General features: G+C 73.8%; 11 protein-coding genes and 1 riboswitch. Of the genes, 9 read left to right on the forward strand and 2 right to left on the reverse strand.

The window, feature by feature from the left end; genetic code table 11:
• Positions 1-223: 223 nt before the first annotated feature.
• Positions 224-961 (reverse strand): class II aldolase/adducin family protein, encoded by a 738-nt coding sequence (locus tag ACFOSY_RS27735; protein ID WP_394311831.1) that lies wholly within the window; start codon positions 959-961, stop codon positions 224-226.
• Positions 962-1,116: 155 nt separating this feature from the next.
• Between ACFOSY_RS27735 and ACFOSY_RS27740 the strand changes: the two genes are divergently transcribed.
• The 9 genes from ACFOSY_RS27740 to cobI all read left to right on the forward strand — a co-directional run bounded on the left by ACFOSY_RS27740 (position 1,117) and on the right by cobI (position 14,064).
• Positions 1,117-2,379, forward strand: a complete 1,263-nt coding sequence (locus tag ACFOSY_RS27740) for an inorganic phosphate transporter (protein WP_394311833.1) — start codon at positions 1,117-1,119, stop codon at positions 2,377-2,379.
• Positions 2,380-2,407: 28 nt separating this feature from the next.
• Positions 2,408-2,629: a hypothetical protein gene (locus ACFOSY_RS27745; RefSeq protein WP_006132671.1), complete on the forward strand. Its 222-nt coding sequence runs from the start codon at positions 2,408-2,410 to the stop codon at positions 2,627-2,629.
• A gap of 193 nt (positions 2,630-2,822) precedes the next feature.
• Positions 2,823-2,942: riboswitch (cobalamin riboswitch) on the forward strand.
• Positions 2,943-3,060: 118 nt separating this feature from the next.
• Positions 3,061-4,002, forward strand: a complete 942-nt coding sequence (locus ACFOSY_RS27750; protein WP_394311836.1) for a cobalamin biosynthesis protein — start codon at positions 3,061-3,063, stop codon at positions 4,000-4,002.
• Positions 3,999-5,510 (forward strand): cobyric acid synthase, encoded by a 1,512-nt coding sequence (locus tag ACFOSY_RS27755; RefSeq protein WP_394311838.1) that lies wholly within the window; start codon positions 3,999-4,001, stop codon positions 5,508-5,510. Before ACFOSY_RS27750 ends, ACFOSY_RS27755 begins: the two co-directional genes overlap by 4 nt.
• Positions 5,507-9,172: a cobaltochelatase subunit CobN gene (gene cobN / locus ACFOSY_RS27760; protein ID WP_394311840.1), complete on the forward strand. Its 3,666-nt coding sequence runs from the start codon at positions 5,507-5,509 to the stop codon at positions 9,170-9,172. The genes ACFOSY_RS27755 and cobN overlap by 4 nt, the downstream gene beginning before the upstream one ends.
• Positions 9,169-11,178, forward strand: a complete 2,010-nt coding sequence (locus ACFOSY_RS27765) for a putative cobaltochelatase (RefSeq protein ID WP_394311842.1) — start codon at positions 9,169-9,171, stop codon at positions 11,176-11,178. The genes cobN and ACFOSY_RS27765 overlap by 4 nt, the downstream gene beginning before the upstream one ends.
• Positions 11,178-11,786, forward strand: a complete 609-nt coding sequence (gene cobO / locus ACFOSY_RS27770; RefSeq protein WP_394311844.1) for a cob(I)yrinic acid a,c-diamide adenosyltransferase — start codon at positions 11,178-11,180, stop codon at positions 11,784-11,786. The genes ACFOSY_RS27765 and cobO overlap by 1 nt, the downstream gene beginning before the upstream one ends.
• A 17-nt stretch (positions 11,787-11,803) precedes the next feature.
• Positions 11,804-13,336 carry a cobyrinate a,c-diamide synthase gene (locus tag ACFOSY_RS27775; protein WP_394312069.1) on the forward strand — a complete coding sequence of 511 codons (1,533 nt, stop codon included), beginning with the start codon at positions 11,804-11,806 and terminating at the stop codon, positions 13,334-13,336.
• Positions 13,333-14,064, forward strand: coding sequence for a precorrin-2 C(20)-methyltransferase (gene cobI / locus ACFOSY_RS27780; protein WP_394311847.1), 732 nt, complete (start codon positions 13,333-13,335; stop codon positions 14,062-14,064). The genes ACFOSY_RS27775 and cobI overlap by 4 nt, the downstream gene beginning before the upstream one ends.
• 17 nt (positions 14,065-14,081) lie before the next feature.
• Here the strand turns inward: cobI and ACFOSY_RS27785 are convergent, their stop codons facing one another.
• Entirely contained in the window at positions 14,082-14,810 is a 729-nt protein-coding gene (locus ACFOSY_RS27785) for a ZIP family metal transporter (protein ID WP_394311848.1), read from the reverse strand.
• Positions 14,811-14,874: the final 64 nt, after the last annotated feature.

Below are 14,874 nucleotides of genomic sequence, written 5' to 3' on the forward strand. Positions count from 1 at the left end.
CCCGTCCCGTCCCCGGGGGCTGCGCCCCCGGACCCCCCTCGTCCTCAAACGCCGGACGGGCTGGAAGGGCCGGACGGGCTGGAAGGGGCGGAGGGGCTGGAAGGGCCGGACGGGCTGGAAGGGGCGGAGGGGCTGGAAGGGCCGGACGGGCTGGAAGGGGCGGAGGGGGCCGGGGGGCTGAACAGGCCGGAGGCGGTGGACGGGCCGGAGGCGGTGGACGGGCCTATTGCCCGTAGCCCCTCAGCCGTTCGCCCGCCTCCGCGAGCTGGTCCGGGGTGAGCAGGGTCGGGGTCAGGCCCGGGACCGAGGAGGCGGTGAGCCACACCCGGCACATCCACTCCAGCTGGGCCGTGCGGTCGTACGCCTGGTCGAGGGTGGCGCCGTGGGTGAGGGTGCCGTGGTTGCGCATCAGGCAGCCGGTGCGGTGGTCGAGGGCGCGCAGGGCGTTCTCGGCCAGTTCCTGCGTGCCGTAGGCGGCGTAGCGGGCCACGCGGACGGGGCCGCCGAGGGCGGCGGTCATGTAGTGGATCGCCGGCAGCTCGTCGACGAGGGTGGAGACGGCGGTGGCGTGCACGGCGTGGGTGTGGACGACGGCACGCGCGTCGGTCGTGCGGTGGACGGCCAGGTGCAGGGGCAGCTCGCTGGTGGGGACCAGCGTGCCGATCACCTGCCGGCCTGTGAGGTCCACCCCCGTCACGTCGGCCGGGGTCAGCCGGTCGTAGGGGACGCCCGTGGGCGTCACGAGGACGGTGTCGCCGACCCGTACGGAGACGTTCCCGGAGGTGCCGACGACCAGGCCGTCGGCGACGGTGCGGCGGGCCGTCGCGACCAGTTCCTCCCAGGCGCGCGCCACCGCCTCGTCCACCCGCTCGTCCACCCCCGCGGAGCGCTCACCGCGCGTGCCCGGGACGCCACGCACGGCGCCCTCCGCTTCCTGTCCGGTCCTGTGTCGTTCGGCCATGTGGAGATCCTGCCAGGAGCCCTGGCGGCCTGGGCTGGACGGCGGAGCACACACCCCCTCTTACGGTCACCGCGATGCCCGTTCCAGTTCATCTTCCGTTCACCCTGGTTACTTACGTTCGACCAGCCAATGACCTCGAACGATTGCCTGGGTAAATGGAAAGCTTCTCGCTGATCCTCGCGATTGTGGTGGTAACCGCACTCGCGTTCGATTTCACGAACGGTTTCCACGACACCGCCAACGCGATGGCAACGACCATTTCGACCGGTGCACTCAAGCCCAAGGTCGCGGTGGCCATGTCCGCCGTGCTGAACCTTGTCGGCGCATTCCTCTCGGTGGAGGTCGCCAACACGATCTCCAAGGGCCTCGTCGACGAGGCCGGCATCCGTCCCGAGGTCATCTTCGCCGCGTTGGTCGGCGCGATCCTCTGGAATCTCCTCACGTGGCTGGTCGGCCTGCCCTCCAGCTCGTCGCACGCCCTCATGGGCGGTCTGATCGGCGCGACGGTCGCCTCCGCCGGCTTCGGCGCGGTGCACGGCGACGTGCTCGTCACCAAGGTCCTGCTCCCCGCGATCGCCGCCCCGCTGGTGGCCGGCATCGCCGCGATGCTCGCCACCCGGCTCACCTACCGCCTGGGCCGCGACGCCGACACCAAGGCCTCCGAGAAGGGCTACCGTGCCGGGCAGATCGCCTCGGCCGGCCTGGTCTCCCTGGCCCACGGCACCAACGACGCCCAGAAGACGATGGGCATCATCACCCTCGCCCTGGTCGCGGGCGGCGCCGTCGCCCCCGACTCCGACCCGCCGGTGTGGGTCATCCTCTCCGCGGGTCTCGCCATCGCGCTGGGCACCTACCTGGGCGGCTGGCGCATCATCCGCACCATGGGCAAGGGCCTGACCGACCTCCAGCCGCAGCAGGGCTTCGCCGCCCAGACCAGCGCCGCGACGGTCATCCTGGCCTCCTCGCACCTGGGCTTCTCCCTCTCCACGACGCACTCCGTGTCCGGTTCCGTGATGGGCGCCGGCCTCGGCCGCAAGGGCGGCGTGGTCCGCTGGTCCACGGCCACCCGGATGTTCGTCGCCTGGGGCCTGACCCTGCCGGCCGCCGCCCTGGTCGCGGCCCTCGCCGAGTGGGTGTGCGGCTTCGGGAGCTGGGGCACGGCCGTGGTGGCCGTCTTCCTGGTCGCCTCCAGCGCGGCCATCTGGAAGATCTCCCGGCGCGAGGTCGTCGACCACACCAACGTCAACGAGCACGACACCCCCGAGGCCTCCGAGGAGCCCGCCGGTGTGGTCACCCAGGCGATCGCCGCCGTGACCCCGCCGCCGGCCGGCCCCGCCGCCGAGGAGCTCTCCGCCACCATCCCCGCGCCGGTCGGCGCCGACCCGCAGGCCCCGTCGGCCGCCTCGACGACCGTCTGACCGCGTCCGGCACGAAGGAAGAAGCAGCATGAAGATCGACTGGGCGGCCCTCGGCTCCGTGTTCGGCGTCAGCCTCGTGGTCACCGTGGCCCTGGTGGCCCTGTTCACCCTCGGCATCTCCGGTCTGTCCCGCCGCGAGCGGGCGACCGCCGAGGGCCGGTCCGCGGGCCTCGCGGTCACCGGCGCCTACGCCTGCTTCGCCGCGTGCGCGGCGGCGGTGGGCTACGGCATCTACCTGATCATGGCCTGACCACCGGGCCGCACGCGTGAGCGGGCGGGGCAGGAGCAGCGGCTCCCGTCCCGCCCTTCGCCGTGTCCGCGCCCCCGCCGGCCGGTCACGGCGTGCACGGCCGTCACCCACGTGAGCCCCTCTGTGGGCCTCGGCACACTTCAGCCCCGCAGGTCAACGGCAAGTTGACGGCCCTTCCGGGGGCATGGTGGACTGCCTCCGCCATTACGGCGGCAGGAGAGGAAGCCGGTGCGAATCCGGCGCGGTCCCGCCACTGTCACCGGGGTCACCACCCCCGGGAGCCAGGAACTCTCGCCGCCGGTCTCGTCGAACCAGGGCGCGGACACCCTGAGTGAGGACATATCGCCATGCGCGGCAGCCTGCCGAGGTCGACCAGCGACACCCCACCCCCCTTCGGGGCCGTTCCCTCCGGATCCGTCACCGGCTGACCCATGGGTGCCGATCGCGTGTTCGCGTACGGCGCCGCCGCCGGCCTCCTCGGCGACCTGCTGCTCGGCGATCCGCGCCGTGGGCATCCGGTCGCCGCTTTCGGGCGGGCCGCGGCCGCCGTGGAGCGGGTGCTGTGGCGCGACGACCGGGGCCGCGGAGCCGTGCACACCGCCGTGTGCGTCGGCGGAGCCGTCGCGTCGGCCGCCCTCGCCTCCCGTCTCGTACGCTCCTCCCCCGCCGCCTCCACGGCCCTGACCGGCGTCGCCACCTGGGCCGTCGTCGGCGGGACCTCGCTGGCCCGCGAGGCCCGCGTCATCGCGCGGGCGCTGGAGGCCGGGGACGTCGAGGCCGCCCGGGAGCGGCTGCCGCACCTGTGCGGGCGTGACCCGCAGGCCCTGGACGCCGACGGGATCGCCCGCGCCGTGGTGGAGTCCGTCGCCGAGAACACCTCCGACGCCGTGGTGGGCGCCCTGGTGTGGGGCGCGGTCGCCGGGGTGCCGGGTCTGGTGGGCTTCCGGGCCGTCAACACCCTGGACGCGATGGTGGGTCACAGGTCGCCCCGCTACCGCCGCTACGGCTGGGCGTCCGCCCGCCTCGACGACGTCGCCGGCTGGCCGGGGGCACGCCTGACGGCCGTCCTCGCCGCGCTCACCGGGCCCGACCCGCGCGGCGCCGTACGGGCGTGGCGCGCGGACGCGGCGAAGCACCCCAGCCCCAACGCCGGTCCCGTCGAGGCGTCCTTCGCGGGCGCGCTCGGCGTACGGCTCGGCGGGCCCCTCTCCTACGGCGGCCGGGTCGAGCACCGGCCCGTCCTCAACGGCGGCGGACGCCCCGTCGCCGTCTCCGACATCGACCGGGCGGTGCGCCTGTCACGGCGCGTCGGCTGGCTGGCGCTGGCGGCCGGTGTGGCGGCGCGGCGCGTGCTGAAGGGACGTGCGACGTGAGCGGTGGCGGACTGCTGGTCGCCGGGACCACCTCGGACGCCGGCAAGAGCGTGGTCACCGCCGGGATCTGCCGGTGGCTGGTGCGCCAGGGCGTGAAGGTCGCGCCGTTCAAGGCGCAGAACATGTCGCTGAACTCGTTCGTGACGCGGGAGGGCGCCGAGATCGGCCGGGCGCAGGCCATGCAGGCCCAGGCGTGCCGCGTCGAGCCGACCGCGCTGATGAACCCGGTGCTGCTGAAGCCGGGCGGCGAGCGATCCAGCCAGGTGGTGCTGATGGGCCGCCCGGTCGGCGAGATGAGCGCCCGCGGCTACCACGGCGGACGGCAGGAACAACTGCTCGGCACGGTCCTCGACTGTCTGGAGCGGCTGCGGGGCACGTATGACGCAGTGATCTGCGAGGGGGCCGGCAGCCCGGCCGAGATCAATCTGCGGCGCACCGACATCGTGAACATGGGCGTCGCACGCAACGCGGGCCTGCCGGTCCTCGTCGTCGGCGACATCGACCGGGGCGGCGTCTTCGCGTCCTTCTTCGGCACCGTCGCGCTGCTCTCCCCCGAGGACCAGGCACTGGTCGCCGGGTTCCTGGTGAACAAGTTCCGCGGCGACGTCTCGCTCCTGGAGCCGGGCCTGGACATGCTGCACGGCCTGACCGGGCGGCGCACGTACGGCGTGCTGCCGTTCCGGCACGGGCTCGGCATCGACGAGGAGGACGGACTCAGGGTGTCGCTGCGGGGCACCGTGCGGGAGTCCGTGGTCGCGGCTCCGGTCGGCGAGGACGTGCTGCGGGTCGCCGTGTGCGCGGTGCCGCTGATGTCCAACTTCACCGACGTGGACGCGCTCGCCGCCGAACCGGGCGTCGTGGTGCGGTTCGTGGACCGCCCCGAGGAACTGGCCGACGCCGACCTCGTGGTCGTACCGGGGACGCGCGGGACCGTGAAGGCGCTGGAGTGGCTGCGGGAGCGCGGGCTGGCGGACGCGCTGCGGCGGCGGGCGGCCGAGGGGCGGCCCGTGCTGGGGATCTGCGGCGGCTTCCAGGTGCTCGGCGAGCACATCGAGGACGACGTCGAGAGCCGGCGGGGACGGGTCGACGGGCTCGGCGTGCTGCCCGTACGGGTGCGGTTCGCGCGGGAGAAGACCCTCACGCGTCCGTCGGGCGAAGCCCTCGGTGAGCCCGTCGAGGGGTACGAGATCCATCACGGGGTCGCCGAGGTCCTCGGCGGCGAACCCTTCCTGGACGGGTGCCGGGTCGGACAGACCTGGGGCACCCACTGGCACGGCTCGCTGGAGTCGGACGCCTTCCGGCGGGCCTTCCTGCGCGAGGTGGCGCGGGCCGCGGGCCGCCGCTTCGTGCCGGCCCCCGACACCTCCTTCGCCGCGCTGCGCGAGGAGCAGCTCGACCGGCTCGGCGACCTGATCGAACAGCACGCGGACACGGACGCGCTGTGGCGGCTCATCGAGTCCGGCGCGCCGACAGGACTGCCCTTCATCCCACCGGGAGCGCCCGCATGAGCACAGTGTTGTTGTTGTCGACCGCCGACACGGACCTGCTGGCGGCCCGGGCCTCCGGCGCCGGCTACCGCATCGGCAACCCCACCCGCGTGGACGTCGCGGAGGAACTGCCCGCGCTGCTCGACGGCGCGGACCTCGCCGTCGTACGGCTGCTCGGCGGCAAGCGCGCCTGGGAGGACGGTCTTGCCGCGCTGAAGGCGTCCGGCATCCCCACGGTGCTGCTCGGCGGGGAGAGCGTGCCGGACGCGGAGCTGATGGCCGAGTCGAGCGTCCCGGCGGGCGTGGTGGCCGAGGCGCTGCGGTACCTCGTCGAGGGCGGCCCGGAGAACCTCGCGGAGCTGGCGCGGTTCCTGTCGGACACCGTGCTGCTGACCGGCGAGGGGTTCGAACAGCCGCGCACGATGCCGGAGTTCGGCGTCCACGGCTCCCGGGACCTCGTGGAGGGCCGCCCGACGGTCGGCGTGCTCTTCTACCGCGCGCACGAACTCAGCGGCAACACCGCCTTCGTGGACACGCTGTGCGACGCGATCGAGGCGCGGGGCGCCAACGCGCTGCCCGTGTACTGCGGTTCGCTGCGCGGCGCGGACCCGAAGCTGTACGAGCTGCTGGGGCGGGCGGACGCGCTGGTCGCCACGGTGCTGGCGGCCGGCGGCAGCCACGCCTCGCAGGCGTCGGCGGGCGGCGAGGAGGAGGCCTGGGACGTCGGCGCGCTCGCCGAGCTGAACGTGCCGGTGCTGCAAGGGCTGTGCCTCACCACCTCACGGGCGGCCTGGGAGGAGTCCGACGCGGCCCTCTCCCCCATGGACGCGGCGATGCAGGTCGCGATCCCGGAGTTCGACGGGCGGCTGATCACCGTCCCGTTCTCCTTCAAGGAGCAGGGCCCCGACGAGGTGCCGGTGTACGTCGCCGACCCCGAGCGGGCCGCGCGCGTCGCCGGGATCGCCGTACGGCACGCGGCGCTGCGGCACAAGCCGAACGCGGAGAAGAAGCTGGCCCTGGTCTTCACCGCGTACCCGACGAAGCACTCGCGCGTCGGCAACGCGGTGGGGCTGGACACGCCCGCCTCGGCGGTGCGCGTCCTGGACGCGCTGCGGGACGCCGGGTACGTGGTCGAGGGACACCCTGCCGAGGGCGACGAGCTGATCCACCGGCTGATCTCCGCCGGCGGGCACGACGTGGAGTGGCTGACGGAGGAGCAGCTGGCCGCCGCGCCCGCGCGGGTGCCGCTGGCCGACTACCGGGCCTGGTTCGAGACGCTCGACCCGGAGCTCAAGGAGGCGATGACGCAGGCGTGGGGTGAGCCGCCGGGCTCGCTGTACGTCGACGGGGACGACATCGTGCTGGCGTCCCTCCAGTTCGGGAACGTCGTCGTGATGATCCAGCCGCCGCGCGGCTTCGGCGAGAACCCCATCGCGATCTACCACGACCCCGACATGCCGCCCTCGCACCACTACCTGGCCGCCTACCGCTGGCTGGAGAACACTTTCGGCGCGGACGCGGTCGTGCACATGGGCAAGCACGGCACGATGGAGTGGCTGCCCGGCAAGGGCCTCGGGCTGAGCGCCGGGTGCGCGCCGGACGCGGTGCTGGGCGACCTGCCGCTGGTCTACCCGTTCATCGTCAACGACCCCGGTGAGGGCACCCAGGCGAAGCGGCGCGGGCACGCGACGGTGGTCGACCACCTGGTGCCGCCGATGGCGCGGGCCGACACCTACGGCGACCTGGCGAAGCTGGAACAGCTGCTCGACGAGTACGCGCTGGTCAGCGACCTGGACCCGGCGAAGGCGCCGGCCGTCCGTGCGCAGATCTGGACGCTGGTGAAGGCCGCCGAGCTGCACCACGACCTGCACGTGGACGACCAGCCGGACGACGACGCGTTCGACGAGTTCGTCATGCACATCGACGGCTACCTGTGCGAGATCAAGGATGTGCAGATCCGCGACGGACTGCACGTCCTCGGCGGCGGCCCGGTCGGCGAGCCGCGCGTGAACCTGGTGCTCGCCGTGCTGCGCGCCTCGCAGGTGTGGGGCGGGCAGGCGAACGCGCTGCCGGGGCTCAGGGCGGCGCTGGCCGAGCACTTCGGGCTGGCGGAGAAGGAGTTGCTGGCCGAGCCGGGCGCGCCGGTGAAGGCGCCGGTGGAGCTGACGGATCTGGTGGACGGCCCGGCGCGGTCGGCGGCGGACGCGATCGACCTGCTGGAGCAGCTGTGCCGACGGCTCGCGGAGGGCATGGAGCAGCGGGACTGGGCTGCCGGGAGCGTGGCGGGCCTGGTGCGGGAGGTGCTGGGGACCGAACTCCCGGACGCCGTGGCGGTGTTGCAGTTCGCCTGCACGGAGGTCGTACCGCGCCTGGCCCGGACGACGGACGAGATCGGGCACATCCTGCGGGCGCTGGACGGCGGATACGTCCCGGCGGGACCGTCCGGATCACCCACGCGTGGACTGGTCAACGTGCTGCCGACCGGCCGGAACTTCTACTCGGTCGACCCCAAGGCGATCCCGTCGCGGCTGAGTTGGGAGGTCGGGCAGTCGCTCGCCGACTCGCTGGTGCAGCGCTACCTGGCGGACACGGGTGAGTATCCGAAGTCCGTCGGCCTGACGGTGTGGGGCACGTCGGCGATGCGGACGCAGGGTGACGACATCGCCGAGATCCTGGCGCTGCTCGGCTGCCGTCCGGTGTGGGACGACGCGTCGCGGCGCGTGACCGGGTTCGAGGTGGTCGGCCTGGAGGAGCTGGGCCGCCCTCGCATCGACGTCACGGTCCGCATCTCCGGCTTCTTCCGGGACGCGTTCCCGCACGTGGTGGGGCTGATCGACGACGCGGTACGGGCGGTGGCGGAGCTGGACGAGCCGGCCGGGTCCAACTACGTACGGGCGCATGTGGAGGAGGACGCGGCGGAACACGGCGACCGGCGGCGGGCCACGGCCCGCATCTTCGGCTCCAAGCCGGGGGCGTACGGCGCCGGGCTGCTGCCGCTGATCGACGCGCGGAACTGGCGGTCGGACGCGGACCTCGCCGAGGTGTACGCGGTGTGGGGCGGCTACGCCTACGGGCGCGGGCTCGACGGGCGCGCGGCGCGCGGCGACATGGAGACGGCGTTCCGGCGGATCGCGGTGGCCGCGAAGAATGTCGACACGCGTGAGCACGATCTCGTCGACGCGGACGACTACTTCCAGTACCACGGCGGCATGGTCGCCATGGTCCGGCACCTGACGGGCGCCAGCCCCGAGGCGTACGTGGGTGACTCGGCGACACCGGACCAGGTGAGGACGCGGACGCTGGGCGAGGAGACGCACCGCGTGTTCCGGGCTCGGGTGGTCAACCCGCGCTGGATGGCCGCGATGCGGAGGCACGGCTACAAGGGCGCCTTCGAGATGGCGGCCACCGTGGACTACCTCTTCGGGTACGACGCCACGGCCGGGGTCGTGGACGACTGGATGTACGAGAAGCTCAGCGCGGAGTACGTGTTCGACCCGGAGAACCGCGACTTCATGAAGAAGTCCAACCCCTGGGCGCTGCGCGGCATCACGGAACGCTTGCTGGAGGCGGCGGACCGCGGGCTGTGGGACCAGCCGGACGCCGACACGCTCGAGCGGCTGCGCGCCACCTACCTGGAACTCGAGGGCGACCTCGAAGGCGACTCGGAGGGCGACGACCAGTGACCACCCCCTTTCCTTTCACGGCCGTTGTCGGTCAGGACGATCTGCGGCTCGCGCTGCTGCTGAACGCGGTCTCGCCGTCCGTCGGCGGTGTGCTGGTGCGCGGCGAGAAGGGCACCGCCAAGTCCACGGCGGTGCGTGCGCTGACCTCGCTGCTGCCGGAGGTCGCGGTGGTGCCGGGTTGCCGGTTCTCCTGCGAGCCCCTGTCGCCCGACCCGGGGTGCCCGGACGGGCCGCACGAGGGCGGGGGCGGAGGCGCTTCGCGGCCCGCGCGGATGGTGGAGCTGCCCGTCGGCGCCTCCGAGGACCGGCTGGTCGGCGCGCTCGACATCGAGCGGGCGCTGGCGGAGGGCGTGAAGGCGTTCGAGCCGGGGCTGCTGGCCGCCGCGCACCGGGGCATTCTGTACGTCGACGAGGTCAATCTGCTCCATGACCACCTGGTCGACCTGCTGCTGGACGCGGCGGCGATGGGTGCCTCGTACGTCGAGCGCGAGGGCGTGTCGGTGCGGCACGCGGCGCGGTTCCTGCTCGTCGGCACCATGAACCCCGAAGAGGGCGAGCTGCGGCCGCAGTTGCTGGACCGCTTCGGCCTGACCGTCGAGGTCGCCGCCTCACGCGAACCCGACCAGCGGGTGGAGGTCGTACGGCGGCGGCTCGCGTACGACGACGACCCGGCCGGGTTCACCGCGCGGTGGGCCGACGAGGAGGCCGCCGTACGGCAGCGGATCGTCGCGGCGCGGCAGTTGCTGCCGTCGGTGCGGCTCGGGGACGGGGCGCTGCGGCAGATCGCGGCGACGTGCGCCGCGTTCGAGGTGGACGGCATGCGGGCCGACATCGTGATGGCGCGTACCGCGACCGCGCTGGCCGCCTGGGCGGGGCGGACGGACGTGCTCGCCGAGGACGTCCGGCAGGCCGCGCTGCTCGCGCTGCCGCACCGGCGGCGGCGCAATCCGTTCGACGCGCCCGGTCTGGACGAGGACAAGCTCGACCAGACGCTCGAGGAGTTCTCCGGGGACGACGACCCGGACCACGACCCCGACCCGGACGGGGACGGCGGTGGTCCCGGTGGTCCGGGTGGGGGCGGTGGACAGCCGGAGCCGGACGAGGGGCCGGCGGGCGACGGGGCCGGCGCCCGGCCCGAGGAGGGTGAGGGAGCGCCCGCCCCCGGTGGCGGCGGGGAGCAGTCCCCCGTGCGGGCCGCGGAGCCCTTCCGCACCAAGGTGCTGAGCGTCCCCGGCATCGGTGAGGGCGCCGCCGGGCGGCGGTCGCGGGCACGGACCGAGCACGGGCGCACCACCGGGGCGCACCGGCCCCGGGGCGCCCTGACCAAGCTGCACCTGGCGGCGACCGTGCAGGCGGCGGCTCCGCATCAGCGGGCGCGGGGGCGCTCGGGGCGTGGGCTGGTCGTGCGCCGGGACGATCTGCGGCAGGCGGCCCGGGAGGGCCGCGAGGGCAACCTGGTGCTGTTCGTCGTGGACGCCTCCGGGTCCATGGCGGCGCGGCAGCGGATGAGTGCTGTGAAGGGCGCGGTGCTGTCGCTGCTGCTGGACGCCTATCAGCGGCGGGACAAGGTGGGTCTGGTGACCTTCCGGGGGTCGGCGGCCGATGTGGCGCTGCCGCCCACCTCGTCGGTGGACGCGGCGGCGGCCCGTCTCGAGTCGCTGCCGACCGGAGGGCGTACCCCGCTGGCGGCCGGACTGCTCAAGGCGCACGACGTGCTGCGGGTGGAGCGGCTCCGGGACCCCGCACGGCGGGCGCTGGTGGTCGTGGTGACGGACGGGCGGGCGACCGGTGGTCCTGAGCCGGTGGCGCTGGCGTCGCGTGCGGCGCGGCTGTTCGCGGCCGAGGGCATCGCGTCGGTGGTCGTGGACTGTGAGTCGGGGCCGGTACGGCTGGGGCTCGCCGGGCAGCTCGCCGGGGAGCTGGGCGGGACCGCCGTGACCCTGGACGAGCTGCGGGCGGACAGCATCGCCGGACTGGTGAAGGACGTGCAGAGGAGGGCCGCGTAATGCCGAAGGGGCAGCCGAGTGTCGTGCCGGACGACGGGCTGACGACGCGGCAGCGGCGGAACCGTCCGCTGGTCGTCGTGCACACGGGCGTCGGGAAGGGCAAGTCGACGGCGGCGTTCGGGCTGGCGTTGCGCGCCTGGAACCAGGGGTGGCCGATCGGGGTGTTCCAGTTCGTCAAGTCGGCGAAGTGGAAGGTCGGCGAGGAGCGGGCGCTGCGGGTGCTCGGGGACTCCGGTGAGGGCGGGTCCGTCGCCTGGCACAAGATGGGCGAGGGCTGGTCCTGGGTGCAGCGCGAACTGCAGGGGGACAACCTCAGCAACGAGGAGAAGGCCCGCGAGGGCTGGGAGCAGGTCAAGCGGGACCTGGCCGCCGAGACGTACAAGCTGTACGTGCTGGACGAGTTCGCCTACCCGATGCACTGGGGGTGGGTGGACACCGCCGAGGTGGTGTCCGTGCTGCGGGAGCGGCCGGGCACCCAGCATGTGGTGATCACGGGGCGCAACGCGCCCGCGGAGCTGGTGGACTTCGCCGATCTGGTGACCGACATGTCCAAGGTGAAGCATCCGATGGACGTCGGGCAGAAGGGGCAGAGGGGGATCGAGTGGTGACGGGGGCGGCGGGCTCCGTGGGGTCCGCGGGCTCCGGTCGCTCCGTCCCTCGGTTGGTGATCGCCGCGCCCTCGTCGGGGAGCGGGAAGACCACCGTGGCCACGGGGCTGATGGCCGCGTTGTCCCGGCGCGGGATGGCCGTGTCGCCGCACAAGGTGGGGCCGGACTACATCGATCCCGGGTATCACGCGCTCGCCACGGGGCGGGTCGGGCGGAATCTCGACGCGTATCTGTGCGGGGCCGAGCTGGTGGCTCCGTTGTTCGCGCACGGCGCGCGGGGGTGTGACATCGCCGTCGTCGAGGGCGTGATGGGGCTGTTCGACGGGGCCGCCGGGGAGGGGGAGCTGGCGTCGACCGCGCAGGTGGCGAAGTTGCTGCGGGCGCCGGTGGTGCTGGTGGTCGACGCGTCGGCGCAGGCTCGGTCGGTGGCGGCGTTGGTGCACGGGTTCGTGAGCTGGGATCCGGAGGTGCGGGTCGGGGGCGTGATCCTGAACAAGGTGGCCTCGGACCGGCACGAGGAGTTGTTGCGGGAGGCGTTGGACTCCGTCGGGGTACCGGTGATGGGGGTTCTGCGGCGGGCCGCTCAGGTGGAGACGCCGTCTCGGCATCTGGGGCTGGTGCCGGTGGCCGAGCGGAGCGGTGTGGCTGTCGAGGCGGTTTCCGCGATGGCCGCGCAGGTGGATGGTGGGTGTGATCTGTCCGCGTTGGTCGCGCTGGCGCGGAGTGCGGGGCCGTTGGCGGGAGCGGGGTGGGATGCGGGTGAGGCGTTGGTTTGCTCGCCCCCGCCGCCCCTTCCCTCCCCCACTCTCGGCTTCGCTCGAGCGGGGGGACCCCCATCGTCCCCGGGGGCTTCGCCCCCAGACCCCCATCGGCCCTTCGGGCCTCGTCCTCAAACGCCGGACGGGCTGGGGGGTGCGGACCTGGGGGGCCGTCCGCAGAAGACGCGTGAGCCGGTTGTCGCCGTTGCCGGTGGGGCCGCGTTCACCTTTTCCTATGCCGAGCATGCCGAGCTGCTGGCCGCCGCCGGCGCCCACGTCGTCACCTTTGATCCGTTGCGGGACGAGGAACTGCCCGAGGGGACCTCCGGGGTCGTGATCGGGGGTGGGTTTCCCGAGGTGTACGCCTCCGAGCTGTCCGCCAACGAAGCCCTGCGCAAGCGGATCGCCGAACTCGCCGCGCGTGGCGCGCCCGTCGCCGCCGAGTGTGCCGGGCTGCTGTATCTGTGCCGGGAGTTGGACGGGATGCCCATGTGCGGCGTCCTGGACGCCTCCGCCCGGATGTCGGAGCGGCTGACGCTCGGGTACCGGGATGCCGTGGCCGTCGGCGACAGCGTGCTGGCGCCGGCCGGGACGCGGATGCGGGGGCACGAGTTCCATCGGACGGTCGTCGAGCCGGGGGCCGGGAGCTCGCCCGCGTGGGGGCTGCGTGCGCCCGTGCGGCGGGTCGAGGGGTTCGTCGTAGGCGGCGTGCACGCCAGTTATCTGCACACGCACTGGGCGTCGGCGCCCGGTGTCGCCCGTCGGTTCGTGGAGAGGTGCCGGACGTCATGAGCAGCAGGCTGATCGGGGTGGGCGTCGGGCCCGGGGACCCGGAGCTGGTGACCGTCAAGGGGGTCAACGCGCTGCGGGCCGCCGATGTCGTCGTCGTCCCCGTGATGGACACGGGTGAGCGGGGGCGGGCCGAGGCGACCGTGCTGCACTACGTGCCCGCCGAGAAGGTGGTCCGGGTGGTGTTCGCGCTGAACGAGCGGACCGACCGGGCGCGGCGGGAGGCGGCCTGGGACGCGGCCGGTGAGCGGGTCGCCGGGATGCTGCGGGAGGGCGGCACCGTGGCGTTCGCGACCATCGGCGATCCCAACGTCTACTCGACGTTCACGTATCTCGCGCTGACCGTCGGTGAGCTCGTGCCGGGCGTGGTCGTGGAGACCGTGCCGGGGATCACCGCCATGCAGGATCTCGCCGCCCGGTCCGGGGCCGTGCTGACCGAGGGGACCGAGCCGCTCACGCTGGTGCCGGTCACCGCCGGGGCCGCCGTGCTCAGGGAGGCCCTTGCCGGGCCCGGCACGGTCGTCGCGTACAAGTTCGGGCGGCAGGCCGGGGAGGTCGCCGACGCGTTGCGGGAGACCGGGCGGCTCGACGACGCGGTGTGGGGGTCCGCTCTGGGGCTGCCGGAGGAGTCGGTGCGGCCCGCGGCGGAGCTGGACGGGGAGCCGTTGCCGTATCTGTCGACGCTGATCGCGCCGCCCCGGCGTTCGGGCGGGCGGGGCGGCAAGCTGTGAGCGGGGCGGACGGGCGGTCAGTGGGCGGCGCCCACGACCAGCCAGATGAACAGCACTCCGGCGACCGTGCACACCAGGGTGGAGCGGGCCGGGTGGGCGTGGTGGGCCTCGGGGAGGATCTCGGCCGCCGCGAGGTACAGCAGCGCGCCGCCGAACAGGCCGAGGTAGCCGCCGAGCAGCGGCTCGGGGATCGTGAAGAACAGGGTGGAGGCGGCGCCGACGACCGGCGCCACGGCGTCCGCCCACAGCATCGCGAGCGCGCGGCGGCGGGCGTTGCCGTAGGCGTGGGCGAGCGTGTACGTGTTGAAGCCGTCCGCGAAGTCGTGGGCGGTGACGGCGACCGCGACGGCGGCGCCCATGCCGCCGCCGACCTGGAAGGCGGCGCCGATCGCCACGCCGTCCATCGCGCTGTGGCCGACCATCGCCGCGGCGGCCGTGAGGCCCACCTCGGGGGTGCGGCCGTGGTTCTCGGCCGCGCCGTGCGCGGCCTGCCGGTGGGCGAGCAGGCGTTCCACCAGGTGGGCCAGCAGGAAGCCGGCGACGAAGAGGAGCAGCGCCGCCGGTACGCCGTGCACCTCGGTGCCGGCGGTCTCCAGGGACTCCGGGAGGAGTTCCATGCCGACGACGCCGAGCATCAGTCCGCCGGCCAGGCCCAGCACCAGGTGGCGGCGGTCGGTCACACGGTGTGCCGACCAGCCGCCGGCCAGCGTCATCAGGAACGCGCCCAGCGCGACGAGGACCGCCATGTGCTCTTCGTATCCGATCGGCGTGTGCTCGCGCACGCGTGACAGCCGCTCGGCCCCCTTCGAC

The organism is Streptomyces lusitanus (assembly GCF_042647945.1).
In the GTDB taxonomy this organism is placed as follows: Bacteria; Actinomycetota; Actinomycetes; order Streptomycetales; family Streptomycetaceae; genus Streptomyces; species Streptomyces pseudogriseolus.